The organism is Hahella chejuensis KCTC 2396 (genome assembly GCF_000012985.1).
GTDB lineage: Bacteria > Pseudomonadota > Gammaproteobacteria > Pseudomonadales > Oleiphilaceae > Hahella > Hahella chejuensis.
The window spans coordinates 4,220,610-4,246,688 of record NC_007645.1; the positions used below are offsets into that span (position 1 = coordinate 4,220,610).

The 26,079-nt window shown below is 50.0% G+C and carries 31 protein-coding genes; 1 reads left to right on the forward strand and 30 read right to left on the reverse strand.

The window, feature by feature from the left end; genetic code table 11:
- Positions 1 to 89: 89 nt before the first annotated feature.
- The 29 genes from HCH_RS18150 to HCH_RS18290 all read right to left on the reverse strand — a co-directional run bounded on the left by HCH_RS18150 (position 90) and on the right by HCH_RS18290 (position 23,394).
- Positions 90 to 680, reverse strand: coding sequence for a tetratricopeptide repeat protein (locus HCH_RS18150; RefSeq protein ID WP_011397846.1), 591 nt, complete (start codon positions 678 to 680; stop codon positions 90 to 92).
- A gap of 10 nt (positions 681 to 690) precedes the next feature.
- Entirely contained in the window at positions 691 to 1,437 is a 747-nt protein-coding gene (gene fliP, locus HCH_RS18155; RefSeq protein ID WP_041598774.1) for a flagellar type III secretion system pore protein FliP, read from the reverse strand.
- Positions 1,430 to 1,891 carry a flagellar biosynthetic protein FliO gene (locus tag HCH_RS18160; protein WP_158304972.1) on the reverse strand — a complete coding sequence of 154 codons (462 nt, stop codon included), beginning with the start codon at positions 1,889 to 1,891 and terminating at the stop codon, positions 1,430 to 1,432. Before HCH_RS18160 ends, fliP begins: the two co-directional genes overlap by 8 nt.
- Positions 1,892 to 1,977: 86 nt before the next feature.
- Entirely contained in the window at positions 1,978 to 2,313 is a 336-nt protein-coding gene (locus HCH_RS18165; RefSeq protein ID WP_011397849.1) for a FliM/FliN family flagellar motor switch protein, read from the reverse strand.
- 5 nt (positions 2,314 to 2,318) lie between these two features.
- A complete protein-coding gene (locus tag HCH_RS18170; RefSeq protein WP_011397850.1) occupies positions 2,319 to 3,077 on the reverse strand; it encodes a flagellar motor switch protein FliM in 759 nt (252 codons plus the stop codon).
- Positions 3,077 to 5,059, reverse strand: a complete 1,983-nt coding sequence (gene flgF, locus HCH_RS18175; protein ID WP_011397851.1) for a flagellar basal-body rod protein FlgF — start codon at positions 5,057 to 5,059, stop codon at positions 3,077 to 3,079. Before flgF ends, HCH_RS18170 begins: the two co-directional genes overlap by 1 nt.
- A 12-nt stretch (positions 5,060 to 5,071) precedes the next feature.
- Positions 5,072 to 5,482, reverse strand: coding sequence for a flagellar hook capping FlgD N-terminal domain-containing protein (locus tag HCH_RS18180; RefSeq protein WP_011397852.1), 411 nt, complete (start codon positions 5,480 to 5,482; stop codon positions 5,072 to 5,074).
- A 5-nt stretch (positions 5,483 to 5,487) separates the two neighbouring features.
- Positions 5,488 to 6,186: a hypothetical protein gene (locus HCH_RS18185; RefSeq protein ID WP_011397853.1), complete on the reverse strand. Its 699-nt coding sequence runs from the start codon at positions 6,184 to 6,186 to the stop codon at positions 5,488 to 5,490.
- The gene (locus HCH_RS18190) at positions 6,176 to 6,649 is read right to left on the reverse strand and encodes a hypothetical protein (RefSeq protein WP_041598776.1); all 474 of its coding nucleotides are present in this window, start codon (positions 6,647 to 6,649) and stop codon (positions 6,176 to 6,178) included. Before HCH_RS18190 ends, HCH_RS18185 begins: the two co-directional genes overlap by 11 nt.
- Positions 6,650 to 6,696: 47 nt before the next feature.
- The gene (locus tag HCH_RS18195) at positions 6,697 to 8,025 is read right to left on the reverse strand and encodes a FliI/YscN family ATPase (RefSeq protein ID WP_083769791.1); all 1,329 of its coding nucleotides are present in this window, start codon (positions 8,023 to 8,025) and stop codon (positions 6,697 to 6,699) included.
- Between the two features lie 20 nt (positions 8,026 to 8,045).
- Positions 8,046 to 8,840 (reverse strand): FliH/SctL family protein, encoded by a 795-nt coding sequence (locus HCH_RS18200; protein WP_011397856.1) that lies wholly within the window; start codon positions 8,838 to 8,840, stop codon positions 8,046 to 8,048.
- Positions 8,833 to 9,309, reverse strand: a complete 477-nt coding sequence (locus tag HCH_RS18205) for a hypothetical protein (RefSeq protein WP_011397857.1) — start codon at positions 9,307 to 9,309, stop codon at positions 8,833 to 8,835. The genes HCH_RS18200 and HCH_RS18205 overlap by 8 nt, the downstream gene beginning before the upstream one ends.
- Positions 9,306 to 10,694 (reverse strand): flagellar basal-body MS-ring/collar protein FliF, encoded by a 1,389-nt coding sequence (gene fliF, locus HCH_RS18210; protein WP_011397858.1) that lies wholly within the window; start codon positions 10,692 to 10,694, stop codon positions 9,306 to 9,308. Before fliF ends, HCH_RS18205 begins: the two co-directional genes overlap by 4 nt.
- A gap of 17 nt (positions 10,695 to 10,711) precedes the next feature.
- A complete protein-coding gene (fliE, locus tag HCH_RS18215; RefSeq protein ID WP_011397859.1) occupies positions 10,712 to 11,008 on the reverse strand; it encodes a flagellar hook-basal body complex protein FliE in 297 nt (98 codons plus the stop codon).
- A gap of 3 nt (positions 11,009 to 11,011) precedes the next feature.
- Positions 11,012 to 11,413, reverse strand: a complete 402-nt coding sequence (flgC, locus tag HCH_RS18220; RefSeq protein WP_011397860.1) for a flagellar basal body rod protein FlgC — start codon at positions 11,411 to 11,413, stop codon at positions 11,012 to 11,014.
- 2 nt (positions 11,414 to 11,415) lie between these two features.
- Positions 11,416 to 11,793 (reverse strand): flagellar basal body rod protein FlgB, encoded by a 378-nt coding sequence (locus HCH_RS18225; protein ID WP_011397861.1) that lies wholly within the window; start codon positions 11,791 to 11,793, stop codon positions 11,416 to 11,418.
- A gap of 39 nt (positions 11,794 to 11,832) precedes the next feature.
- Positions 11,833 to 12,957 (reverse strand): flagellar basal body P-ring protein FlgI, encoded by a 1,125-nt coding sequence (locus HCH_RS18230; RefSeq protein WP_011397862.1) that lies wholly within the window; start codon positions 12,955 to 12,957, stop codon positions 11,833 to 11,835.
- Positions 12,954 to 13,532 (reverse strand): flagellar basal body L-ring protein FlgH, encoded by a 579-nt coding sequence (locus tag HCH_RS18235; protein WP_011397863.1) that lies wholly within the window; start codon positions 13,530 to 13,532, stop codon positions 12,954 to 12,956. The genes HCH_RS18230 and HCH_RS18235 overlap by 4 nt, the downstream gene beginning before the upstream one ends.
- A gap of 2 nt (positions 13,533 to 13,534) precedes the next feature.
- On the reverse strand, positions 13,535 to 14,521 hold the full coding sequence (flgA, locus tag HCH_RS18240; protein ID WP_011397864.1) for a flagellar basal body P-ring formation chaperone FlgA: 987 nt from the start codon (positions 14,519 to 14,521) through the stop codon (positions 13,535 to 13,537).
- A 30-nt stretch (positions 14,522 to 14,551) separates the two neighbouring features.
- Positions 14,552 to 15,316, reverse strand: a complete 765-nt coding sequence (gene flgG, locus HCH_RS18245) for a flagellar basal-body rod protein FlgG (protein ID WP_011397865.1) — start codon at positions 15,314 to 15,316, stop codon at positions 14,552 to 14,554.
- 12 nt (positions 15,317 to 15,328) lie between these two features.
- Positions 15,329 to 16,036, reverse strand: coding sequence for a flagellar hook basal-body protein (locus HCH_RS18250; RefSeq protein WP_011397866.1), 708 nt, complete (start codon positions 16,034 to 16,036; stop codon positions 15,329 to 15,331).
- A gap of 1 nt (position 16,037) precedes the next feature.
- Positions 16,038 to 18,131: a flagellar biosynthesis protein FlhA gene (locus tag HCH_RS18255; protein WP_011397867.1), complete on the reverse strand. Its 2,094-nt coding sequence runs from the start codon at positions 18,129 to 18,131 to the stop codon at positions 16,038 to 16,040.
- Positions 18,128 to 19,240 (reverse strand): flagellar biosynthesis protein FlhB, encoded by a 1,113-nt coding sequence (gene flhB, locus HCH_RS18260; RefSeq protein ID WP_083769793.1) that lies wholly within the window; start codon positions 19,238 to 19,240, stop codon positions 18,128 to 18,130. The genes HCH_RS18255 and flhB overlap by 4 nt, the downstream gene beginning before the upstream one ends.
- Positions 19,241 to 19,247: 7 nt before the next feature.
- Positions 19,248 to 20,018: a flagellar biosynthetic protein FliR gene (locus HCH_RS18265; RefSeq protein WP_041598777.1), complete on the reverse strand. Its 771-nt coding sequence runs from the start codon at positions 20,016 to 20,018 to the stop codon at positions 19,248 to 19,250.
- Positions 20,019 to 20,021: 3 nt separating this feature from the next.
- Positions 20,022 to 20,288, reverse strand: a complete 267-nt coding sequence (fliQ, locus tag HCH_RS18270) for a flagellar biosynthesis protein FliQ (protein ID WP_011397870.1) — start codon at positions 20,286 to 20,288, stop codon at positions 20,022 to 20,024.
- A 20-nt stretch (positions 20,289 to 20,308) separates the two neighbouring features.
- A complete protein-coding gene (locus tag HCH_RS18275) occupies positions 20,309 to 21,445 on the reverse strand; it encodes a tetratricopeptide repeat protein (protein ID WP_011397871.1) in 1,137 nt (378 codons plus the stop codon).
- Positions 21,446 to 21,461: 16 nt separating this feature from the next.
- Positions 21,462 to 22,001, reverse strand: coding sequence for a tetratricopeptide repeat protein (locus tag HCH_RS18280; protein ID WP_011397872.1), 540 nt, complete (start codon positions 21,999 to 22,001; stop codon positions 21,462 to 21,464).
- A gap of 296 nt (positions 22,002 to 22,297) precedes the next feature.
- Complete coding sequence (locus HCH_RS18285; protein ID WP_049780996.1) at positions 22,298 to 22,672, reverse strand: transposase; 375 nt, start codon at positions 22,670 to 22,672, stop codon at positions 22,298 to 22,300.
- Between the two features lie 47 nt (positions 22,673 to 22,719).
- A complete protein-coding gene (locus HCH_RS18290; RefSeq protein ID WP_011397875.1) occupies positions 22,720 to 23,394 on the reverse strand; it encodes a MipA/OmpV family protein in 675 nt (224 codons plus the stop codon).
- Between the two features lie 407 nt (positions 23,395 to 23,801).
- Here HCH_RS18290 and moeB point away from each other — a divergent pair, with 407 nt between their 5' ends.
- Positions 23,802 to 24,929, forward strand: a complete 1,128-nt coding sequence (gene moeB, locus HCH_RS18295; RefSeq protein ID WP_011397876.1) for a molybdopterin-synthase adenylyltransferase MoeB — start codon at positions 23,802 to 23,804, stop codon at positions 24,927 to 24,929.
- A 50-nt stretch (positions 24,930 to 24,979) separates the two neighbouring features.
- Here the strand turns inward: moeB and HCH_RS18300 are convergent, their stop codons facing one another.
- Positions 24,980 to 26,068, reverse strand: coding sequence for a WD40/YVTN/BNR-like repeat-containing protein (locus tag HCH_RS18300; RefSeq protein ID WP_011397877.1), 1,089 nt, complete (start codon positions 26,066 to 26,068; stop codon positions 24,980 to 24,982).
- Positions 26,069 to 26,079 lie beyond the last annotated feature (11 nt).

A 26,079-nucleotide genomic window follows, 5' to 3' on the forward strand; every position in this document is an offset into this window, starting at 1 on the left:
TCAGCGGCCTAAACCCAAAATAGAAACCAACAGAGGCGCAGAGAACTGCGCCAAACTGCAATACTTATGTCCAAGCGTACAAAGCAACATTATTGTTTAGTCTTGTTCTTATACGCCGATAAAAATAAGTGGTTGAGGCTATCTTCCGCTGTAACATTCTCATCTTTACGAGTGTGTTGCGGTGTTTGCTCCCCGTGATTTGCTTTTAGAAGCTCAAGCAGCCTCTTCATATCTTCATTGAGAGCAGGATTGGAGTTATTAACCTCCAAGCCTTGCAGAATCAATGTTTCGCCACTCTCAAGGTCTCCATCCAGACACTGAATAATACCGTTTTTAAAAACTCGCAACGGATTACTCTCGGGCAGCGCATCCAATTTTGACCAAGCTTCCCGAGCAGTTTCCGTATCTCCTACCGAAAACTTAATCAGCCCCGCCTGAAAGTGGGCGGTCCAGAGCTGCGGGTCCAGATCCACCGCTTTCTGCATTGTTTCATATGCCCGCTCGTACATACCGATTTCCGCGTACTCGGCCGCTAACAAGTATGTATTTCGAGCATTACAGTCCAATGAAATAGACCGTTTAAAAAGCAGAATGGCCTTTTCATGATCGCCTTTACCGCTGGCCTGCAGACCAAGATAAAATAGCTCTTCCGAATCCAGGTTATCCATTAAGTCACTCATATCCAACTCCTTAATTAAAACTTCCAACTAATGCCTGAGCCACCAGAGTCCAACCTTCAATAAGCACAAACATTAGAATTTTAACGGGTAGCGATATTGTCAATGGCGGCACCATTATCATCCCCATTGACATCAGCACACTGGCTGAAACCAGATCAATCAATAAAAACGGCAGGAAAATGACAAATCCAATTTGAAAAGCCGTTTGCAGTTCGCTGAGCATAAACGCCGTTATAAGCGACGTATTGGAGATATCGTTTAATGTTTCCGGCGACTCTTCTCCGGCCATTTCAATGGCAAGAGCGAGGTCTTTCTCCCTGGTTTGCCTGACCATAAACTCCCGCATCGGCGCCAACCCCGCGTTCACGGCTTCCGTAAAAACAAGCTCTCCAGCCAAATAAGGCTGCACCGCCTGCTGGTCAATCTTATTGAACACAGGCGCCATCGTAAAAAGAGTCAAAAATAGAGAAAGCGCAATAATCACGGTATTAGGCGGCGTTTGTTGCATACCAAACGCATATCGCAGCATGGAAAGCACAATGACTATGCGAGTAAACGACGTCAGGGCGATTAACAATGCTGGGGCCAAACTTAGTACGGTCAAAACCGCTAAGACTTGAAGCGCGCTGGCGACTTCATCAGGAGATGACTTATCCAGTCCGGATAAGTCAACGCCAAATGAAGCCGTAGACGCGTCCGCCCAGCTCAATGATGGAAATAAAAGTAATCCCAATAAAGGCAATAAATACCTAATCACTACCTTGCTCTCTTTTTTCTTCGCTCGTTGCAGGCAAGGTCAATGTCTGCATTGCAACGCTTTGTCCGTTATCAACAATCAGCACTTTTCGTCCTTCAACTTCCACCAAGTAGGCCTGAGTTTTAGCGTTTAAACGCTTGGTTTCGATATATCGTATCTGCCCAGCCTGAACAGGGAGCGCGCCTTTTTTTGCAAGTAAGCGACGCACGCCCCATAAAGCCAGGGCGAGTAAAACTAGAATAAAAAGCAGTAGCGTATAAACGCCACTAAACTCATGAGAGGGTTGACCGCCTTTGTCTTTGAAAGGCAACTCATTGAGAGGAACTGTTTCAATTCCTCCTTGAACGCCTTTATTTACTGAAGCCGGTTCAGCGCTACGGGACGGATTCTCCACTGTTGTCGCAGAACTCGCTGCCGCCTCCGTCACCAGTGAAAAAGCAGTAGCATCGTCCAACCCTTCGGGAGACGCCCCCAGTGCAGATGGAGGCGTAAATCCTATCGCCGCCAAAAGGCAATATATAGAAATCAAGCGTCGCATTTTTAACGACTGGTCTCAGTGATCTGAATACCGAACACATCATCGACCGCCACCAGCTTTCCTCTAGCGACGACTTTACCATCCAGCAACAACTCAATTGGATCATTCAGCTGTTTATTCATCTTTACCACGGATTCACTCGTCAGCGCTGTCAGCTCAGCAACGGTCAGATTGGCGTCGCCGAGATATACATCCAGTGTCACCTTCACGTTTTTAACCAGATCCAATGGGTCGCTTTTAAGCTTATCGCCAGCGCCGCCCTCGTTCATTGGCTCCAGAATAACTTCTTCCACAATCGCGTCAGAATTAGTTTCTTTCACGTCTTTTTCTTGAGACATTAATATCAACCCTTAATATTCAAAAACTTAACTGATTTACGACCTTCGCACTCACCCAGGCTGGCTCTAAAACGTAATGCGCCGTCTTGAGTAAACACCAGCGCAGGTTCAGTTAATTTATGGTCCAGTTTAATAACGTCCCCGGCCTGTAGACTCGTCACTTCGTTAATAGTGAGCTCCACTGAGTTCAGCCGTACAGACAGCTTCGCCGATAGTTCCCCGCAAGAACGCAATAGTGATTCTAGAGGCTTCAGGGCGCCCCTATTAAACTCCGCGCCAGCTGGGAAATGCTTTTCGACCACCTTTGGAGACCATAATAGAACGATGCTGGCGGAAGGCCACGCTATGCTCACTTGAATCCAACCAGACGCATACTCTTGCGCATACGCCAAGGATTCCATTTCGACTGGGTCCGCCGCTCCCCAGGACTCCGCCAGCTCACTTAGCGCCTGATTGACGAGTCTGGCAACCAGCTTATGGCTGACATCTTCGTCGACCAACTTTTCTTTCAGTAAAAGAGAGGACCACTCACCATGATCTGCTTGCAACACGAACACGCCAGGTATGCTCAATGATTGCTCGCCAGCGGATGTCGCACGCTGAAGCAGCTGACTGTCGATATCCTGACTCTGCGCCAGACTCACATTGACAGCAACATCCTCTCCTACCCACTCTCCGTACCAGGCTTTAGCGCATGCAACCACTTCCGCTTCTATCCGCTTCAATAATGAAGCGCCCCAAAGGCTATAAGGCCTGACCGGCATTACCGTCCCCTTACGCTGTTGTATAAGTTCTCTATCATCTCATTGGAGACGTTCATAACCTGAGAGCTGGCCTGATATCCACGCTGGATAATGATAATTTCCGCAAACTCTCTGGAAAGCTCTACGTTGGAAAGTTCTATGCTCTCGCCTTTTACTTTTCCAAATCCGCCGGAGTTAGCTGCGCCGACAGTTATTCCAGCGTCTTCGCCAGCACTGAATAAAGAACCGCCTTCTGAAGTCAGGGCATTAACATTCAAGAAATTGGCCATCGCCACTTGAGGGCCCGTTTTTTCTTGTCCATTGGAATATTTGAATGCGATGACGCCGTCTTCCTGAAACGAAAACTCCGTCACCCGACCTGCCTCAAAGCCATCAACATCAGAAACTTCAACTGAGTTGACGCCACTTAAAGACGTCAGTCCGCTTAAGGACAAGTCAAAATTGGCGGAGGCTTCTGTTCCCCTATCAACCAAGGCGATTCTCGGCCCTTCAGCAGTATTGCCATTTGAATAGGAAAGGTGCGCTACGCCTTTTTCGTCGAAGGTCACCTTTTCTAACAAGCCTTTTTCTTTACCATCAGCCACGGGAGATACGCCGTCAGTCACATCGACTTTCTGCGTCAGGCTCTTACTATCCGACTCATAAAGTTTTAGTTCCACACTAAGCGCGGTATCGTCACTGTCCGGTATTGATGCAGAAAAAGTTCTACTTTCCGCCGCCAAGATTCCGTTAGAGTCAAAATTGAGCGAATAAGGGCCAGACACTAATTCGCCCTCTGTATCTCTCAGCGTTACATTCCATACGTTCGCTGCTTGCTTAGTAAACTCCATGTTGATCTGCAGCTTTTCCCCGTTGCTTTGCATGACTTCAAAGGAAATCGGGTCCTCTCCTTCCGCCGGAAAGTTGGCGAAATCAGCAAGTTCGGGATTCAAGTTGCCAAACGCCTGCACTTTAGCGGTAGGCTTCGCAGGATTCTCTTTCAGATCTTTAAGACTAAAGTCCGCAATTACTCCCTCGGAGTTAACTCCAGCTACTCGCTTGTCACTGCCGGTGACAACCAAATTACCGTCAACGTCAAAAGAAAACTCGCCGCCATTAATATAGTCCGGCTCGCCCCCTTCATTGTTTCTGGCCATAAATAAAACTTCATCATCTAGGTTGAAGACCAACGCAGGAGCAGAAGTGAAGTCACCATCTGTAAAGGCGTATTCGCCATCTTGCTTGAAAACGTCCTTGGCTTTTTCCGCACTCAATACTGAAAAAGGTAGATAATTTATTGAAAGATTGGCGTCTTCAGCGCGAATCGAGCCATCAGCGCCAAAAGAGACAATAGTCTCAGGCGCGACAAAATTGCCTTGTTGATCCTTCAGCTGCATCGCCCATTGCGAGCCAAATTTCTTGACGAAGGAGACACGAACGTTACGCTTAACCCCCTGGTTATCAATAACGTCAATAGTTAGCGGAGTATCCGAGCCAGCACTGACAACACCACCCTCAGAAGTCCCCGCGTCGATGTTTCCTTTTATGGTGGCCTTAGTCGTAGCGGACGCTTCTGTGAACATATTCGCTTTTATGTTCAGGTCCGACAGCTTATTCCCCCCGGTTAAAGCAGCGACTCGACGATTGGAGTTTTGGTCAACGAGATAACCATCATTATCCAGACGAAACTGGCCTGCTCTGGTGTACAGATTTTCCCCTTCTCCCCGTAAAATAAAAAAGCCGGCTCCATCAATCGCAAGGTCAGTGTTGTTGCCAGTCGTCGTAAGATCGCCAGCGCTGAACCGTATCCCGCTACCGTTTACTTTGACACCGTCATAATGAGAGCCCTGTCCATCGCTGTATGGATTCAACTCTTGAAAGAATACGTCCCTTCCTTTGAATCCAGGCGTATTCAGATTTGACACATTATTGCTTGAATTTTCCAACCCCTTTGAAAACCCCAGCATCCCGCTCAAACTGGAATATATTGAACTCATGCTCATAAACGCACCTTCCTATTCACGCACCAGGGAAATTCTGGAGGGACTGATTCCCACAATGGGAGTCCCATCTTCCTGAACCAGGGTTATTTCGGGCTTTCCATTATTAAAGGTAATGGTTGAGACTTTGCCGACAGCAAATCCCTGATCATCATTCACTTGAACTGTTTTCCCTATCAAGCCGACTGTTTGAGCAACAGACTGCACATCCAACAGCCCTTCGATGTTCTCATTTGTTCTGGTCGCCGTTTCCAATGAAGAGAACTGCGCCAACTGAGCGATAAACTCTCTGTTATCCACTGGCTCCAGCGGGTCCTGAAAGGTTAACTGAGTCAGGAATATTTGCAGGAAATCTTCAATTCCTACCGTGTTCTGCTTTAACCCGCCAGCTTCGGCGCTCACTCGCGCTATAGAATCTATCGCCATACAACTTATTCCTGATTAAAAGTGTTTCTAGCCGTCACCGCTGACAAGCTGTCCTTGTCTTCATGAAGCGGTTTACCGTTAAACATAAAGCTGAGCTGATCTTCATCGCACCCAAGCGTCTCTACAATCACTTTGCTCAAATCCAGTAACGCTTGTTTATGCTGTTGTTTGTAATCCCTTATCCATACCACCAGCTTTTCTCCGTTTTTAGTGATATGGATATTGGTTGCGGGATAGAGTTCTCCCAGCAATTGGGAGACGTACTCCTTAGCGCGCGCCATCACTAACCGATTTTCCCTGCCAGCGCTTTGTCGCTCGTCCAGATTGGGTAGTTGTCTCATACCCGTCACTATTTCAGCAGTCTTGGCCCTAATCCCTGTATCCCCCCTGTCGACTGGGAGCTGCATAACAGGTGCATGACTGATAATGGAAGTACTTGTAGCCCAAGACGCTGGCGCAATCGCCTCTTTTGCAAGGCCTGAGTGAAGCTGGCTTATGCTTGGCGGCACTGACTCATTCGACATCGGGGCTATATTCGCCTCCCCTTTCATTGCAGTTTTCGCATGTGAGCCATCGTCAGGCGTCAAATCGATATCCGCTTCCAATGTGGACAACCATTTAGCTTTTATATCCGCCCCGTTGCCGCTGGACTTATCTTTCCAGTCACTTAAAAGCTTCTCGACTATTCCGGCATTAAGCTCCATATGACAACTCCATGGATTGTGCGTTTTTAGCATTGGTTAACTCGGATAAATCGCGCTCTGCCCGACTTTCCAACTCCGCCCATTTTAAAGCGCGCTCATCCAACAACTTCTGTTTAATCACCTCTTGAGCCGCCTCAAGTCGCGCCAGCTTTTCAAGTTGCGTCCGCAAAGCGGACTCCATGTCGTCAATGCTCATGTCAAGCGCTTTCAGATCCTCCCCAGCCGAACTTAGCCAAGCTCCAATTTCAATAAATCGGTGCAGATCCAACAGCGCTCCAGGTTGTTGCATTGCCCTGAACTCTGATTCCTGTGAATGAATCCGGCCCAGCAATTTTTTTCTGGACTTACTGAGCTCACTCAAAGCATTGTCAATGCTGATAAACTCCTGGCGGGTTTGAATCATTTCCAGCTTATTTTGGCTATTGATTATGCTGATTGCTCGCTCGCGCTTCGACATCTTCATAAGCACCCTTGATTATTCCCTTAGCTTAATGGGGAAAGTCCAATTAATTACTTTCCTGATAAAACTTGCTTCAAGGCGGTGACAATATCCCTATTCGACCCGCTTTCGCCTTCAGACTGAGAGATGAACTTGTTGAGGGCTTTATGTACCCGGATAGCCTGGTCTATTTCAGGATCTCCGCCCTGTTTATACGCCCCTAATTCAATCAGCTCCTTTGACTCCTGATATAGACTCTCAAGGCGGATCAGCTCTCTCACGGCCATTTGCTGCTCTTTTCCTGTAACACGCGGGAAAAGACGACTCATGCTTTCGCGAATATCAATGGCGGGAAATATCCCTTGATGAGCCAGCTGCCGCTTGAGCATGATATGACCATCCAAGATGGACCGTACTGTATCCGAAACCGGCTCATTAAAATCATCGCCTTCAACCAATACTGTATACAACGCAGAGATAGAGCCGCCGCTTTTGAATATTCCCGCTCGCTCCGTCAACCTTGGCAACAAGGAGAAAGTTGAGGGCGTATAACCTCTTGATGTGGGAGGCTCCCCAATCGCAAGGCCTATTTCACGTTGCGCAGTCGCCAGCCGGGTAATTGAATCCATATACAGCATGACGTGCTTGCCTTTGTCTTTGAAGTATTCAGCAATAGCTGTCGCGACAAATGCAGCATGAACGCGCACCAATGCAGGTTCGTCCGCAGTCGCCGCAACAACAACGCTTTTCTTCAAACCATCAGAACCCAGGTTATCCTGGATAAACTCACTGACTTCTCTACCCCGTTCGCCTATCAGCGCGATGACATTCACCTCGGCGTCGCATTGCTTGGCGATCATGCCCAGCAGGGTGCTTTTACCTACACCGCTACCAGCAAATATACCCACTCGCTGACCTTTGGCCATTGCACAGAATGCGTCAATAACCCTAACACCCAAGTTCAACGGCTCATCGCAGGGTGCTCTTTCCATGGGGTTAATCGGCTCTCGATAAAGCGGATAGCTCTTCCCCGGGCTCGACAGGACTCCTCCATCAAGTGGCGTACCGAAAGCATTCACCACCTTACCTAACATGCCATCATTGACAGTAACGCTGGCTGGTAAGCCAGTCGCCACTACTTCACTCCCCACATGAATGCCAGTGACGCGACCTAATGGCATCAACAGAACGCGACCATGACGAAATCCGACCACTTCTGCGGCTATTGACGTTAACTGTCCAGGTGAAAAGACCTCGCATACTTCGCCCAAAAAGGCGTCGGGACCAGCGCATTCCAGCACCGAACCATAAAACTGCTCCACCCGTCCGACCCGACGAACTGTCTCGCACTCTCTGATCGCATCGATCAGTCGCGCAAGTTGGTTAGCGTTTTCTTTCAAAAGACCTCCACAGCAACAAACTAGCTTTTCTCACTGTCGGAGAGCTCTTCCAACTTCTGGCGCAGAATTCTAAGTTGCGACTCCAGACGACCATCCCATGAACCCGTATTGGCTTCCACTCTACAGCCGCCTATGTTTATTCTCGGGTCGATAACTAACTCAACCTTGCCGGAGCCGCCCGCCAACTCACCATCCACGACCTGACTCAGCAATGCATAATCTCGTTTACTCAGGTATACCTTAAGGTGGCTTGCATCACGGATGGCGCCTAATACAGCATTGGCCGACGCTAAAACCGCCTCGCGCGTAATCAGCTTCTCTCCAAGTATTTTACAAACCACCGCAAAACCAATGTCGGTAGAAATGGACTCAAGCTGACTAAAGGCGTTATCCGTTTGGACCTGGATACTCTTCAGCAATTCACCGAACTGATCTAATGCCTCTTCAATTTCTTTCTGGCTTTGGGTACGCCCTTCTTCAACTCCAGCCGCATATCCTTTTGCTTTAGCGTCATCATATGTCTCTTGCGTCGCTTCTTTTAACTGTCGTTCATTGTCAGCGAGCCGTCGCTCCAGGCTCTCTTTTTCCCGTGACAACTCATCCAACTTCCTCTGCATCGCAACAAGTTGACGAGTTGATTCAGCCTCTAGTGGATTATCCGCTCTTTCGCCATTCAACACAGGCGCATTACCGTCCGCATCCTGACCGGGATCGGCTACTTTATGAGAAGCTGAGTTTTGCGCTTTAACGCTTGCCGGTCGATAGGACAGCCTACGCGAGCCTGCAACCGGCGATGAGCGTAATATTTTATCCACGACTTGCAACCTCCGGCGCCAATGGCGCATCAGCCGACAACTGATGTAGCAGCTCCCTTCTTACTCGTTCAGATAGATGAGCGGGAGAGACTGACTTTTGCTGAAGAGAGTGTTTGGTTTTCTTGTCAAGGAAACTATTCAGGCGATCTCTTTTCACATCGTTCATCGCACAGTAGACAAGGGCTTGCAGCGGCAAGCTCAAGTTTAGAAAAGTCGAAACCTCCGCAGAGCCAATAGCCTCCTCGGCGTCTGACGATTCCTTGCTTTCATCTTGCTCAGACAACGCTGCATAAACATCGTCAAACTCAAGTTTGCGCCTGGCGCGCTTCATCAGCTTGAGATGTTCTATAGCGGCTTGCGCTTTTTTTCTTTGCTCAGGCGCAAGCTGCGCCAGTATCCAGTTTCGGTCGGAACTGGCCAGCCCCATAAGGCGTAAAGCGATCAGCTTTTCAGGTGAGGCCATGTTCATGCGCGATCAACCGAGTTTAGCCAGGTCTTTATTTCCGCCAGAGTCTCTTCTCTCTCCGCAGCCGTCAGCTTTGGCTTGCGACGCCCGGAAGACGCCATTAATAATATGAGCAGCAGCATAGCGACAACAACCAACAACACTACCGCCAGTTGAAGGTATTTCATATTTTCCCATGGTGCTTGCGCCGCCATGGGCACAGCGGTTTTCACAGGCTCCGCTTCCACCACCTCATTCAGAGTAGCCGGCGCAAGGCTGCCTATACCCATCGCCGCAACATTGACGAGATCCCCACGCTCAAAATCCAAGCCTATGGCTGAAGCAATCAAAGATTTTATTACTTCGATTTGCTCGCCAGAGGCATTCGCAGGAATGACGACGCTAACAGTGATTCTTTCTACCTCACCGCCAGCGTCCGACAGAGTCTCCACCTGTTTTCCATAGGCGTACTCTTCTTCTTTGACATCAGAACTGATGACGGAAGATGGCTTCTTTCTACCATCCTGGTCGGGGAGTTCGTATTGGCGATTGGCGCTGGATTTTATTACCGCGCCTTTATCCGTATCGCCAAAGGGAACCAGAGTTTCTCGAACTCTCTCAACCCGCTTATGGTTTAGCGCCACGTCAACTCTGACAGCAGTGGTTCCTTCGTCAAAAATCTGATTGAGGATGACCACAATCTTCTGCTGCAGAAACGCCTCCATTGAGCTTTTGCCCTTCAGCTGGGCGCTAACAGTGGCTTGATCACCTGTTTCCACCTGCGTTAGCGCCACTCCTTTATGGTTCAGCAATGTCACTGTTTCGGGCTTCAGCCCTTCTACTGACGCAGCCACCAAATTCTGAATACCATTTATCTGGTCCAATGAAAGATACTTGCCGTCTTCCATTACTATCGTCACAGACGCTTTGGGCTGCTTGTTGTCTTTCTTGAACAAAGACGACTCAGGCAACACCAGATGCACGCGGGCAAATTTAATCTCATCGAATGCCATGATCGTTCTGGCCAGTTCCCCCTGCAAAGCGCGCTGGTAATTTATTTTCTGAGCAAACTCAGTCATTCCGTAATCAGCTTCATCAAAAAGCTCAAAGCCTACGCCGCCATTCAAGGCGTACCCTGATGACGCCAACTTAAGTTTGGCGTTATACAAATCATCTTGAGACACCAAAACCTGGGAGCCTTGTGCGCCAAGTTGGTATGGTATTTTCAACTCGTTCAGTTTCTCGGTCAGTTTGGCCGCCTGCTCCGTGTCCAAGTCTTTATACAGGACTTGATAGTTATGTGAGGTTAACATCATGTATAAGGCCACCCCAGCGCCGACTACAATCAACGCAGCCAATACAAACGTCACGCGTCTGCCGCCGGACCATTCTGACCAAAAACCCGCCATCAGTTACTACCTTTAAATTAAATAGACATTCTCATCACTTCTTGATAACTCTCAAGAAGGCGATTTCTAACTTCCACCATCAGGCTCATGGATAACTGCGCTTTGTCCAAAGCAATCATTACCTGATGCAGGTTTTCAGCCTCCCCCGTAGCCAGAGTTCTCGCAGCGCTGTCTGCGGCGGCTAGTTGCTGATTAACCTGGTTTACTTCTCCGCCAAGCCAGTCAGCAAAAGAAACGCCGCTCGCCTTGGCGGACTTATGAATAGCTGAACTCTCTCCAATTACGCCAACGCCAAGTAATGCTTCAACTGTCATTTATTAACTCCCTATTTCCAGTGCTTTCAAGGCCATGGTTTTAGCCGCGCTTAATACACTGACATTGGCTTCGTATGCACGGGTCGCCAGCATCATGGAGGTCATTTCATCAACGGGGTTTATCGCCGGCATCTCCACGTAGCCATCGGCATTCGCATGTGGGTGAGCAGGATCGTACTTCAACCGGGGCTCGACATCCCTTTCCACTAACTGCATATCTCCCACTCCTCTTAAAGAGCCGCCACTCTGTTCTGCAGTCGCCACCGCCATCAAAGGCTTAAATGCAGCGCCTGCTTTAGATGATGTGGAATATACATTGGCCAAGTTTGTCGCAACCGCCTGTAGCCGGAGCTTTTGGAAGTCCAGCCCAGAGCCGCTAATATCAAAAACCTGCAAATAATCCATAATTAACGCCCGCCATTGATTGCTGATTTCATGATTCCGCCCAACTTAGACTTAGCGGTCAAAAGCGCTTGATAATTAATGACATTCTTATTCAGCGCCAGAATTTGCTCATCCAGTTCAATCTTCACCGCCGCTTCCTCAAGCGAGATAAACTGGTCGAGATTCACGTTGTTAATTCGGTCTACTTTGTCAGCGTCGTTCAAACTACTATTGGCGACCGAGTCAATATGCTGAAGAGCCGCTTTAAAATTCAGCGACATGGCTCTATAGCCTTCGGTAGAAGCATTAGCCACGTTCTGGGCGATTAAGCGCTGCTGCAGCTGAGCCGCATCCAGTGATTTGTTCAATAAAGTCGATGTGACTGAAGTTAAAAGATCCATAAATGATTACACTTTCTAGTTCTAGGCAGCACGGCCGCTTTATTGGATGACTAGCTGCGCATGGAGTGCGCCAGCCGTTTTAATAAGTTGCAATATCGTAATTACGTCTCGAGTGCTGGTCTTTATTTGTCGCAAGGCCGTAACCAGATCAGCAATTGAAGCGCCGGAAGATAATCGAACGGGTTCCGCGACCGATTCCTCTATATCAATGGATGTGTCAGGCACTACCACGGTCGACACTCCCCTGCCGGGCTCCCTTACAAAGACAGGCTGCGAAACTTGATAATCAGTGGAAATCACCACTTTGATATTACCGTGGGAAATAGTGACATTGTCGATGGTGACATCGCCTCCAGCCACCACTGTTCCAGTACGCTCATTGACCACCACCGTCGCAATACGGTCAGGCTCGATGACCGAATTTTCAATCCGGGTCAAATAATCAACGAGGTCATATTCACCAGCCGGGGCCACGACTGATATTTTCCCAGCATGAACCGCTCTGGCTTTTCCCGGGCCCAGCGTTTTATTTATCGCGTTCTTAATTCGGCTGGCGGTAGTAAAGTCCGGCTGATTCAGAATGACGTTAATGTGCCCATCCGCCCCCACCAAGTCTGTAGAGAGCCCTCTCTCGACAGACGCGCCTGAAGGGATGACGCCTACTGTTGGGTGGTTTTTCTGTACAACATTACCATTCAAGTCATAACTGAAGCCGCCAACAGACACTTGACCTTGCGCAACCGCATAGATCTTTCCGTTTACTGCTTTCAGTGGCGCTAACAAAAGCGTACCGCCAACCAGGCTCCTTGCATCTCCCATGGATGAAACGTTCACGTCGATCATATCGCCGCTGTTTGCAAAAGGCGGCAGCTTCGCGGTCAACGTCACAGCCGCCACATTGCGACTGGCGATCTCATCAGAGTCCAGACTGATGCCAAACTGCTGGAGTGTATTTGCGATACTTTGCAGAGTCGCCTTACTTCTGTGGGTATCGCCCGTGCCGGCCAATCCAACCACCAGCCCGTAGCCAAACAGAGAGTTTTCCCTCACGCCTTCGATGCGGGCCAGTTCCTTCAAACGCACGGAAGATGCTTCAACAATGGGCGCAAAGGCGAAACATATCAGCACTAACGACCAATATAGTCGGCTAATTCCCCTCATCATATTAGGCCCACCTTGGTAAGAAACCAGTGAATAAAACCTCTGTCATCGGAATCCCCCAAGATACCTTTCCCGTTGTATTCGATTTGCGCGTCGGAAATTCTGGTGGAGAGAATAGTGTTCTGAGCAGTAATATCCTCTTCCCTTACCCAACCAGTTAGCTTGATCGTTTGCTTCTCGCCATTAACCGTAATTTTCTGCTCGCCAGAGATCAGCAGTCTGCCTACGTCATCTTTATCAATAACATCAACGCTAACGCGCGCCCTCAACTCACCTTCACGCTGTGTACTGGCGCCGCTGTTTCTGCCTAAACCAAGCTCAAGGCTACCCACTTCGGTACGATTGGTTTGCCCAAAGGAACCGGAAGCCTCAAGTGACTGATTAACCTTCGAATCGCTGCTCGCGCCGGCTTTAGATACCTCAACGATCAGAACCGTCAGGTTATCGCCTACTCGGTAGGCTTTTTTATCTGACGTCAAAGGCCGGAAGCTGGCCTCGTCGAACAGACTCTCGGCAAATACCAAATTCGGCAGCGCCAAAACGCCCAACAGACAAAATGCTCGTATTAACCACTTCACAATTAACTTCCTATCCAAACTCGACCAGCAGACAAAACCACACCCAACATGGTCTCCCCACTGCTAACTGACTTTAATTTGATGCGATCGCCTATATACGCATCGTGCATCGCTTCTGCTCGGCTCCGCAGAAACACAGTTCCAACGCGGACTTCTACGAATACTATGTCGCCGTTTTTAATTTCCGGAATCGCTCGTAACACATCTTTTGTAATCGGTTGACCCGACTCAACTCTTCTTGAGAATTCTTTTCCTTCAATCTCTCTCCTGCTCGCAGGCTCAATCCCGGCTGCAGCGACATCAATGAACTCCCTTTTCAGAGGATGAACATCAACCGCCGTTCCCTTTTCAGCATCCGTAGAGGGAGTCCAGACTTCCCCCATGGCCGACACGTCAAACCATACCGGAGCGCTGTTAAGCAGCACTCCTGAGGCATCGACGATGTCGGCCCAGATGCATAAACGGCGAGATAGCGCGCTCACTTCCAGCGGGCGAATTCGTATCTCCGCCACGCGCCTGGAAACCAACACGCTTCTTCTCTTTGTGCTAACTGGCTTTACTTTGATTTCTTGAAAGCCTGCATCGACAAGCCAGTTATTCAAGTACTCGCCAGCCTTGGCTTCAAGCGCCGCAAGGTCGACCTTTTCGGCAGCTAGATTCAGCGTTACGTAGTCCGGTCCCTCCACCTTCCATGAGGACATACTGGACTCTAACGCCCACTGAGCCAGTTGCTTGTCGACTTCCAATTTAGAAATAGAGCCTGCTCTTAGTTGACGAGGAGAAAGCACAATCATAGGTAGCGCGCTCCCCTTCTGAGCTCCATCCAGCCGCACAGCGCCCAGACGCTTGAGCTCAATGCGTATCTCCTCTTTGCCCTTCCCATGCTCGTTCGTGCTTATCAAGGTTACATACGGGCTTAATGTCAGGTGATTTTCAGCCCAACAAGAAAGACTTAACGCATATATGACCAAGCACAAAAAGTAACGCATACAACCTAACTTCAGAGCTAACGTTTATTATTAACCCCGGAGGTCGTTGGTAATCTGCATAATTTCATCAGCCGCCCTGATGACGTGGGAATTAGCTTGATATCCACGCTGGGCTGTCACCAGTTCGACCAGTTCTTTCACGAGATCCACGTTAGAACTTTCAAGAAATCCTTGCTGGATCATACCCAGGCCATTGACGCCCGCCTGGGAATATAAAGGGGCGCCCGCGTCATCCGCAGGGATATATAAACCCTGTCCTGCGGACTCTAACGCTTGGTCATTGACGAATTTAGCCAGTTGTATTTCGCCAACCTCAAGAACATCCTCACCTATCAACACCTTCACCACTCCATCTGTTGAAATCTGCATCTTTGACGCATCGGGGGGAATCTGTATCTGATCAGACAGGCGCAATCCCGTAAGTGTTGAAAGATAGCCGTCCTCATCAATTTTGAGAGCGCCGTTTCGGGTATAGCCATACTCACCGTTCTCTAGTAACACCTCAAAAAAACCATCCCCACGAATCGCCAGATCCAATTGGTTTTCAGTCGCTTTAAGGTCCCCTGAGTCAAACTGCATAGAAACCTCAGCGACTTTTGTCCCCATTCCGACAGACCCTATTCCTTTTCCTTCTGCCGCCGAGGCTGCAGGCTGCCGGCTAACCAGGTCGCCAAACGCCACCCGACTTTTCTTATATGCGACGGTGTTAAGGTTCGCCATATTATTAGAGATGGTTTCGATCTGCTTTTGTCCGGCTTGCAAACCTGTTTCAGCAACATATAACGCATCAATCATGAACCTAATCTCCTAAAATTTTCCTAAAGTGCTAATGGCGCTGTCTATCGAGCCGTCATAGGCTTTGAGAACATTATGCGAAAGTTGATAATGGCGGGTAAGCTCTACTAGTCTCACTATTTCTTCCATTGTATTGACGTTGGACATTTCTAAATAAGACTGCATAACCTGGGCGCCTGTCGCCTCGGTAGGGGCTTGCTTCGTGGGATTTTCAAAAAGCCCGGCGCCAGCATAGCTCAACTGTTCAGGGTGTTGAAAAGTCACCACCGCCAATTTATCCAAAACAACGCCGTCCTGAACAACAGATCCATCTGGTTGCACTACAAAATCAGCGTCATTCAATGCAATAGGTCCACTACGCCCCAGTAGTCGCTCACCAGTCACCAATCCCAGATAACCGTCAGGGTTAAGGCGCATTTGCCCTTTGCGGGTGAAAAAGGTCTTATCGCTTGATGAAGCCATCAGAAAGCCCTCTCCATCCAAAGCGATGTCCATAGCGTTCCCTGTCAACTTAAAAGCGCCTTGCGTGAAATCTTTCTGCAGCGAAAATTCCGGCTCCAGTTTCGCCCCGCTCAGATACGCCGCCTGGAACTTCTCCACTATCATCTGGTCACGCTTGTAAGCCGGGGCGCCCTGATTAGATAGGTTTTGACTAATGGTCCGCAGACGTTCGAGATCTGCATTCAATGTGAGCTGAATTGCACTAATTACGTCAGCCATACTAGCTTTCCTTCTTTTCTCTGGTCGTTGCGCGGTTAACAAGGCCACGATCAACTTCCACTATGGAAAATGACTTGATATTCATGCCGACGGGCACCTCGGTTAGCGCCAACACGGTCAGATGTGGAAGCAGTCTTCCAGACAGCTTTCTAATATGACGGCGAACTCCAGGTGAAGTAATCAACACAGGCTTCAATCCCACCGCCATCATTTTCTCTACCTGCCGCGCAAGACTGCTCAGCACCTGTTCGGTCAACTTCGGGTCAACATATAGAGACGCCCCCTGTTCCGTCACTCTAATGCCGGACTGCATAAGTTGCTCAATTCCCGGGTCCATACTCATGACGTGGAGGTAACGATCCTGCGCCACTAAATCCTGACATATTTCAGCGCCAAGCTTTTGTCGCACCTGATCCGCCAATTGCTCGTGGTCCTTACTTACTTTGCCGGCGTCGACTAACGCTTCCGCGATAAGCTCAATGTTTCTGATGGACACTTTTTCCTGCAACAGTTGCTGCAGCACTTTTTGAATATCAGAGAGCGTCAACGTGTTGGGAACCAGCTCTTCATACAGAGAAGACTGCGCCGTACGCACTCTTCCCATCAGTTTTTCTGTTTCTGACCGAGTTAAAAGGGCCGGCGCTTGTAACCTGACTGTTTCGTTTACATGAGTCAGCATCACTGTTAACGGGTCAACCAGGGTACAGTTAAATTGCCGCGCTTTTTCTTTTAAATTCTCTTCTATCCAGACCGCCGGTAGCCCATAGGTAGGGTCTTTCACTGAGACCCCAGGTAATTTATCCGTCAAGTCCTGCGCACTGATCGCCAATATTCGATCTGAGTACAACTCGCCTTCAGCAACTTGAGCGCCATGCACACAGACTTTATATTCGCGTTCACTATTGCGATCTGTCTGATATATTTTCACATTCGGTAAAACGAATCCCAGCTCAAGCGCCAGCTGTTTACGGAGCCTTTTGATCTCATCCATCAAGGCCCCTTCACTAGCCCCTAGATATCCGGCGATCGAAGGTCCAAGCGAGATCTCCAACGGTTCAACTTTCAGCTCCTCATAGATGTCCTTTTCCGCATCTTCCTGATCTTCGACGTTATCCTCAGCTTCCTGATACTTGTTCTGTTTGAAGGCATACACCACCAGCGCAGCCATCAGTGAAGCGACAATAAAAATTGGAAGTGCAGGGATGCCAGGAAGCAGCAGCAGTGAGAGCAACCCCAGGGTAACTATTACAAGGCTCTTAGGATAACGAGTAACCTGCCTGGAAATTTCATCCCCCAAAAATGCATCTGTCGCCGCACGGGTAATGATAATTCCCGTTGCAGTAGAAATAACCAGCGCAGGAATCTGAGTCACAATGCCGTCGCCAACTGTCAGCAATGTATAGCTATGTAGCGCTTCACCCCAGCTAAGGCCTCGTTGTGCAATTCCAACGGTCAATCCACCAATAATATCAATTAGTATGATTAAAATGCCGGCGATGGCGTCGCCTTTTACAAACTTACTGGCCCCGTCCATAGCGCCGTAAAAGCTGGCTTCGCGCTCGATGTTCTGACGCCTTTCGCGGGCCTCTTTTTCATCAATGAGGCCCATGTTCATGTCAGCGTCAATGCTCATTTGTTTACCCGGCATGCTATCCAGAGTAAACCTGGCGGCTACTTCCGCCACCCTCTGAGCGCCATTGGTGACAACCACATACTGAACGACAATCAATATGAGAAAAACGACAAGTCCTATCACGTAGTTACCGCCAACGACATAAGTACCGATAGCGTTAATTACTTCACCTGCGTCTCCATCAGACAAAATCAGTCTGGTGGCGGCGATATTCAGTGATAACCGGAATAATGTCGCGATAAGTAACAATGAAGGGAACGTCGAGAACCCAAGCGGCTTATCGACAAAGAAGGTTAATAGGAGAATTAACAGCCCAAAGCTGAAATTAATGATTAGCAGCACATCCAGCAGCTGTGAGGGTATAGGTGTAAAAAGCACCAACAGTATGCCCACCATACCCAGGACAAGAGCCAACTCACTGCGTGTTCCCAGCAGTGAAGCCATTGATGGTCTACTCATCATGTGGCGGCCCCTTTCATACTGAATTGATCTCTCCCCTGCCGTTCTCTTTTGATTTGATAAGCGCGGCGTAAAGCCCTTGCCACGCCCACAAACGCATCCTCTGGAATCATTGAGCCAATCTCAGTTTTCTTGAATAAATAACGGGCCAACGGAGGGTCCTGAATAATTGGCACCTGATGTTGGCGCGCCAAGTCCCGCAGATGTTTCGCCATGGCGTCCCCCCCTTTCCCGGTCACTGTCGGCGCGGCCATTTTTTTTGCGTCATACTTTACAACCACCGCATAGTGTTCCGGATTAGTGATAATCAGGTCTGCTTCAGGAACGCTGGCTGCAGAGCCACTGCGTTTACGCAGCTCCCTTTCCAGCTCTTTTCTTTTCGCCCTGATGTGGGGATCTCCCTCGCGCCTTTTAATCTCGTCTTTAACTTCTTTCTTAGTCATGCGCATGTTGCGCATAAACTCCCAGCGGGTGAACAACATATCAATGAGCGCAATCAATAATAGCGCCGCCGTCAGTTTGAATATAATTCCCGCAGCGTATCCAATGAATACAGGCAATGCCGTCGCCGCTGACTTGGCGGTTAACCCGAAGAGATCTGGCATCAGGCCAGCCAAAGCCCAGTACAAAACGCTCCCCAGCAAAGCAAGCTTTATCAGGTTCTTCACTAGCTCAAACAATATCTTGATGGAGAATAAGCGCTTAAAACCTGTGATTGGATTGATCCGCTTAATATCAGGTTTAATGGGGTGAAAAGAAAATACAGGGCCCGTCTGAACTATTGAGCACAAAACGCCAATCACCATCATTACAACCAGTAACGGACTCAATATCCAACTTACCTCCGATACAATCCAGATTCCCCAGGCTTTTGCCGTTATGATGTCAAAGTCAACAGACGCTGCGTCTGCGAATAGTTTTTGGCACAGGCTGAAGAAACGTGTGGCGAGATCCTGTGATACTGACCACAAAAGCAACGCACCAGCGGCGAGAGCGAAGACATGACTGACTTCCTGACTCTTCGCCACACTACCCTTCTTCTTCGCCTCTTGGAGTTTAAAAGGCGAAGGGGGTTCGGTCTTTTCAGACTTATCTGGTTGCGACTCTGCCATAACTGCTTCAAATGACTGTCAGCATTCCACTCCAGTAGCGGAATATAGAGTTAAACACTTCTCCAATAAGTGGAGTCAGGTATTTGAGTGAGAGCGCCGTCACGATGATCCCTAACGCCACTTTTAATGGCAGAAATAGAAAGTAAACATTCATTTGCGGCATCGTCCTCGCCATCACCGCCACGCCCACATCCAATAAAAACAACACCGCCAGGACTGGCGCCGCCAGCACCATCGCGAATGAAAACATCAAGCCAAACTGTTTCATGGCGCCAGGAAAATCCATTCTCACCAGTCCTGAGCCCGGGGGAACCTGAGCAACGCTATAAGCAAGCCCTTTAATCACCATATGATGCGCATCCATGCTAAAAAAAACGAAGGTGGCGAAAAACAGCAATATTGTTCCCATCAACGGCTCCGCCGAGTTTGTTGCGGGATTCATTATATTCGCCGCGCCGAAGCCTGATTGAAAATCAATCAGCCTGCCGGCTATCTGAAATACGGTAAAGGCGGCGTGCAAACCTAAAGCCATCGCCAACCCCAGCACCAACTCATTCGCACAGGCCAACGCCATATCAACGACTGAAGATGGTAATTGCACACCCGTGGCGGGCGAGAAACGCACCATCAACAACGCCAGGGCGCAAACCAAGAAAAACCTAATGCGCCCAGGCAAACGTCCAAACATATCAAAAGGAGAAGCCATCACCACTAACGCCAGTCGTATGGACAGGAGCCACCAGGCCCATGCCCAGGATAGATCAATGGTGAAATGCATTGTCTAAAAGTATGCCGGTATATTCCCGATTACATTTTTTGCATAAAGGGTCAATGTCGCCAGCATCCAGGACCCCATAACAAATATGATCGCCACGACAGCGCCAATTTTTGGCACAAACGTCAGCGTCATTTCCTGTATCTGAGTGACTACCTGCAATATGCTGATAATCAGCCCCACGACCAGACTGACTATTAAAATAGGCGCAGCGACCAAAACTGCCGTCCATAACATGTCTTCGGTAAGCATCATCGCCAGATCAGCGTTCATAGGCTCATCTCCATCTATTCTCAATGACGGATAAACTGAGGAAGAATATCAATCAGCTTACGCCCTTTATCATCAATAGGCGCATTCATAAGGCGATGCATAATCTGTTGCGCCTGCTCTGGATTGTTTTCACCTTGGTCACATAAAGCACGGGCAAAGTGTCCAGAGAAGGAGTCTTTATCCAGTCGGGTCGCCTTGCGCGCCAGTAAACGCGCTTCCGCATAATCGTGCGTTAACGCTTTAATAACCGCCAGGGCGCCGTAGGTCTCGCCAAATCGGTCATCGATTTCGCTGGCGCGGCGTAAACTCTCCTCTGCTTCCTGCATCCGGCCCTGCAAAATCTGGCACCAAGCCAATACGTTCCAGGAACCGATATGGCCAGGCATATTTTCAAGCCCTTTTTTTAAGGCGCCTTCAGCGGCGGCCAAATCACCTTGCTGCATTTCAAGGAGGCCTTTGCCAACCCATCCACGCCCGCTTTTCGGCTTGGCCTGAATCATTGCGTCGAAGCTTTGAGCAGCCGTACTCAGATCCAATGCGTTGAGGGAGCAATATGCCTTAACACCCAATGCTTCCGCATTGTCTGGCTCCTGCGCCAACACTTCCTCTGCCACGCGTATCGCTTTATCAAAGTCTTCGTTGTCTTGCAGACACATCGCTAAAACAGCTTTGGCCTCGGAGAAGTTCGGCTGCAGAGAAATCGCCAGATTTGCAAAGCGCTCCACCTCTGGCAGGTCGCCCATGGCGTAATAGGCTCGCGCGAGGATTAGTGCATAACCGGGATTCTTTCCAGGCTCTTCAATATGCTCGCTCAGTTCAACGACCGCCTTATCCGGCGCTGATTGCAGGAGGTAACAGTAACCTAGATTGTAGCTAATGCTTGGGTGAGACAGCCCTGCTGTTTTAAGCTGGGAGAAGCCCGCTATCGCCTCGTCAACTCGTCCCAATGTGATCATGACCATCGAGCGCTCATAAATCGCCTGAGGGTGGTCCGCCGCAATTTTTAATGCGCGGTCAAAGAGCGGAACAGCGTCTTCAGGCTGGCCGTTTTCATGCAGCGCGCGCCCCAAATCCAATAACAGATTCAGGTTGTTTTCATCTTGTTCGAGAAAACGCTTGAGGCGCGCGATTTTTTCCGCCAAGTCGGAGACTGACATGTGTCCGTCCGTAGTATCAGTTGTATAGATGGTCCGCTTCTTTCAAATCACTCATGGACTCGGCCTGGGAGCGTCGCCCGTCAAGGTCCTGAAGAAGGGTTTTAGCCCGATTAAAATAAAGGTTATCGACGGGGGCGGACTTTAGCAGAATATCGATCAGACGCCGAGCTTCATTTTCATTCCCCAGCTCAACATTCGCCAATGAGGCGTAAAACAATGAAGGCGGATGGGTGGGTTCGTCCTCAAGCACTTCGGCCCAAACCTGCAGGGCGCGGTCCTTAATGCCTTGTTCAAATTGCACCATGCCGTACTGAAAACGCTCTAGAACCGCTTTGGTTTCTCTGGCGAGAAAGCTCTCATAGTGGAAGGATGCACGCTCTAACAAATCCAGCTGAGCGTAAATTTTAGCTAATAAAGATTCTACTTCGGGGGGGAATTCGGGGAGCTGATATGCTCTCTTCAGTTTGGCCAATGCTTCGTCAATTCGCTTTGCGTCAACATCCAACCTGGCCAAGGCAAGCAACTCATCGCCTTCAAAGAGACTTAGGTCCATCATTCTTACACCTGAAAATGACTACTAACAACAATCCGGAGCGGCCCGTAGCCCAAAGTTTTTGATACTTCATCCCTAAGGAACACACCTCCGATGGAGGCGGCAATTCTAACAACCTGTTACTTCTTGATCAATTTAAAAAAGGTGAAATATTGTGGGTTGGGGTTAGGAATTGTCTTCACATTACTCATTTGAATTGAAACGGAGTCACCCTGCATAATCTGGCTAAATTTTAAAGGGATTTCATCATCGCTAATTCGCCACAGCTCACTTCTATGCATTCAATAACTTATCGTTCATTAACGAGGCATCGATATAGGCATTCCAAGCCGCATATTTGATGCTTGGGTGATTAAAGTATTTTTCACCCTCACAGGTTTCTTTTGCAACATACACATATGTGACCGGATTTTCTTTTTGAGGTCCCCTTTCTTTCGCGCTGGCTTACCGCCGTGAACTCCCGCTTTTAAGTCACAATTCAAGTATTCGTCTGGGTTCAATTCCGGGGAATAGGCGGGTAAGTAGAATACTTCAATATGATCCTGATTTTCCTCAAGCCAGGCTTCCACCATCTTGGCGTGATGGACTCTCAAATTGTCCAGTATCAGGAAGACCTTGCGTCTGGCGTCTTTGATCAGCCGCTTCATGAACCCTGTCAACCGGGCCGCGTCCATATGGCGTGTCCGGCCCTGCCCCTCTAGACGATCCGAGCATGATTGGCTCAGAAAAGGTAAAGGAAGTTCAACGCGGCGCTCCATACCGTGCTGCGATCCACCAAAGGCGAGTCAGTGATTTCGTCACCCAGCCAACGCACTTCCGCTGAATGAGAGATGCGCCAGTGTTCCGACAACACAGTGAATAATTCATACCCGACAAATGGCGTCAGCGTGTCATCGCCTTCATAAGCGCTCCGGTCGGAAGTCGCCTCGCTGTCGCGAACGCCATAGTAGTAGTCCACATAGTCGCTGCTGCGGTAGTAAAAACCCGCTGAAGGCGTCAGATAGAGAGTATCGCTCAACTTCTGCGACGAGGAGAAACTGGCGCTGCCGACCAATCCTTTGTATGCGCCTGATACATCGTGCGCAATGGCGGCGTTCAATGAGCCCTGATCAAATGCATACTCCACTCCTACGCCCAAATCGATGCTGGCGTCTCTATCGTCCATTCCCGCGAAGACAACGGAGTCTGACGCATCGTATCCGCCGTCTCCCATACCCAGGCTGACGTAGGCGTTCAAGCCGCTGTCGCCATCGCCCAATACGCGATAATCAGCTTCGGTTCCGCTGATGCTGAAACGATCTCCTTTGTAAGAAATCGCCGGATAGACCGCCAGCTCATCTGAGCCGCTCACGCCTTCGTACTCCGATTTCCAGGCTGCTGCGCCAACGCCAAGCATAAAATCCCCGGCGCAAGCCGATCCCGCGCTCAAACATAACGACAGCGCAATAGACTTCCTTTTGCTTACCACAAGTTACCTCACTTTCTCTTCGTAATTTACAGACATAGACTAACCACGAATGGGCTCGCGCAACAATCTGATTATTTTGATGAGTCAGTGTGACAACTTAAAGAGGTGTTATTAATATGGCAATGATATTGGCATGTTAATAATCAGGCGCATGAATGCGCCTGCGCGGCGGCTAGCCGCGGGAGACAGGGCCTGACAGGTGCAGACCCTGTCGTTGCAGACAAATAGAAGGAAGCTATTTGTCTGCCTGATTAATAATTGGTTTCCCAGATCTCCACGCCTAAAATAAAAACAACGCATCCAACCCTGTCACTTAACCCCAAGGAGGACGCACCGTGCTTACTACAGCCGAACTCAGCCGCTACAGCCGACACCTCAGCCTGCCGGAGTTTGGGCGCGCGGGTCAGGAGCAATTGCGGGCTTCGCGCGTGTTGATTGTGGGAGCTGGCGGTTTGGGCTCGCCATTGGGATTGTATCTGGCGGCGGCGGGCGTGGGCATATTAGGGATTGTGGATGGCGACGTGGTGGAGGAAAGTAATCTGCAGCGGCAGGTGCTGTATACCGTGGATGACATCGGCCAACCCAAAGCGGAGCGCGCCGCCGCTCGATTGAACGCATTGAACCCGCATGTCGACATTCGGCCCTACACAATGACGCTATCCTCGGAAAACGCCTTGGGGCTGATCAAGGACTACGATCTGGTCATTGATGGCACGGATAACTTCCCCACTCGTTACCTGACCAACGATGCTTGCGTGCTCGCCGGCAAACCCAATGTGTATGGCAGCATCTTCCAGTTTGAAGGTCAGGCCAGCGTGTTTCATCATGAGGGCGGCCCCTGTTATCGCTGCCTGTTTCCGGAACCGCCTCCGCCGGGCATGGTTCCGTCCTGCGCCGAGGGCGGCGTGCTGGGAGTATTGCCCGCCATGATCGCAGGCATACAGGCGACTGAAGCCATCAAGATCCTTACTGGTATGGGCGACACTCTGAGCGGCCGCCTGCTGCAATACAATGCATTGAGCATGACATTTGACGAGTTGCGTCTGCGCCGGGACCCGGAGTGCCCCGTGTGCGGCGACCATCCCAGCATCACAGCGTTGATTGATTACGACGCATTTTGCGGCGTCCCCAAAGCCCTGGCGCAGGAATGCGATATCAATCCGGAGGCGCTAAACGCGCGTCTACAAAAGGGAGAGCAGATGACGCTCATTGATGTGCGAGAACCCTACGAACGGGAAATTTGCGCCATCGACGGCAGTCTTCACATTCCCTTGCAAAGCCTGCCAGCTCGAATACACGAATTCAGCAAAGAGCAAACGCTGGTGTTCTATTGCAAGTCGGGAGGGCGCTCCGCCGGCGCCCGCCAGCTATTCAGCGACGCTGACTTCCATCGCGTTTACAACCTCAGCGGCGGCATTCTCGCCTGGGCGGACAAGATCGACCCAGACATGCCCCGCTACTGATTCCAGGCTCATTTCTACCTGCGCTTTGGTCAGGATTCGTCGCGTCCGGATTAGAACTGCTTATCGAACCGCACAACGTAAATCGGAGGCAGGTGCGCGCTCAAGCACTGCCAGTGGTCGCCCTGATCCTCGCTCACCCACAGCCCGCCGGTAGTTGAGCCAAAGGCCAGCAGGTCGCCACTGTCGTCTACATCCAAGGAGTGGCGATAGGTCAAATCATAGGCGGGACCTTGCGGCAACCCATTGCTGAGCGCGGTGAAGCTTTTCCCGCCGTCGCGCGTACGATTAATGATTAATTTAGCGTCTACTGGAACGCGGCGTTCATCCTTGATGGCCGGAGCAAACCAGGCCGTGTTTGGGTCCTGGGGATGCACCGCTACAGCGAAACCGAACACAGAGGGTGAAACATCGGTGAGTTCCGTCCAGCTATGCCCGCCGTCTTCGGAACGAAAGACGCCATTATGGTGCTGAATCCACATATGGTCCGGCGAAGCGGGACAACTGACCATGCGATGGGGGTCCTGAGATACAGGATTGTAGGCTTGATCCGGGGGCAGAAAAGCGGCCCGTAGCCCCTGCCCTGTCTGAGCCCAGGTATCGCCGGCATCCAGACTTTCCCATACCCCCCCACAAGAGATCGCCAACCGCACGCAACGGGTGTTGTTGGGATGCACGCAAATGGAGTGAATGCCGGGCTTGTCGTAACCGCCGCCGAACCAGTTTTCCCGCTCCGGTCGCCGCCATAGCGAATCAATTAACGTCCAATTCTCGCCCCGGTCAGTGGATTTGAATAAGCCTCCAGGAATCGTGCCCGCCCACAGGGTAGCCGGTTGATCCGCGCCGCCGGGAACCAGCTCCCAGATTAACTCTACGGCAGGCCCATCCTCTTCGCCGCTTTTGGGAAACTTGGGCGGCTCGATTTCTTTCCATTCTCTGGAGCCGGGCTCAGCCCGATGCAGTTTGACGCCAAAGTGGCCGAGATTGAGGGCGGTATATTGGTCGCCATTGCGCGGATCGCGCAGCGCCATGGATACCGGGTCGCCCAGAAAGTCGGGCTCGCTGCAGCGCCACTGGCCGTGTCCCGTGCGTTCGAAGATAAACAACCCCTTGCGCGTTCCGATACGTAATTTTTGATTCATCGCCGCCGCTC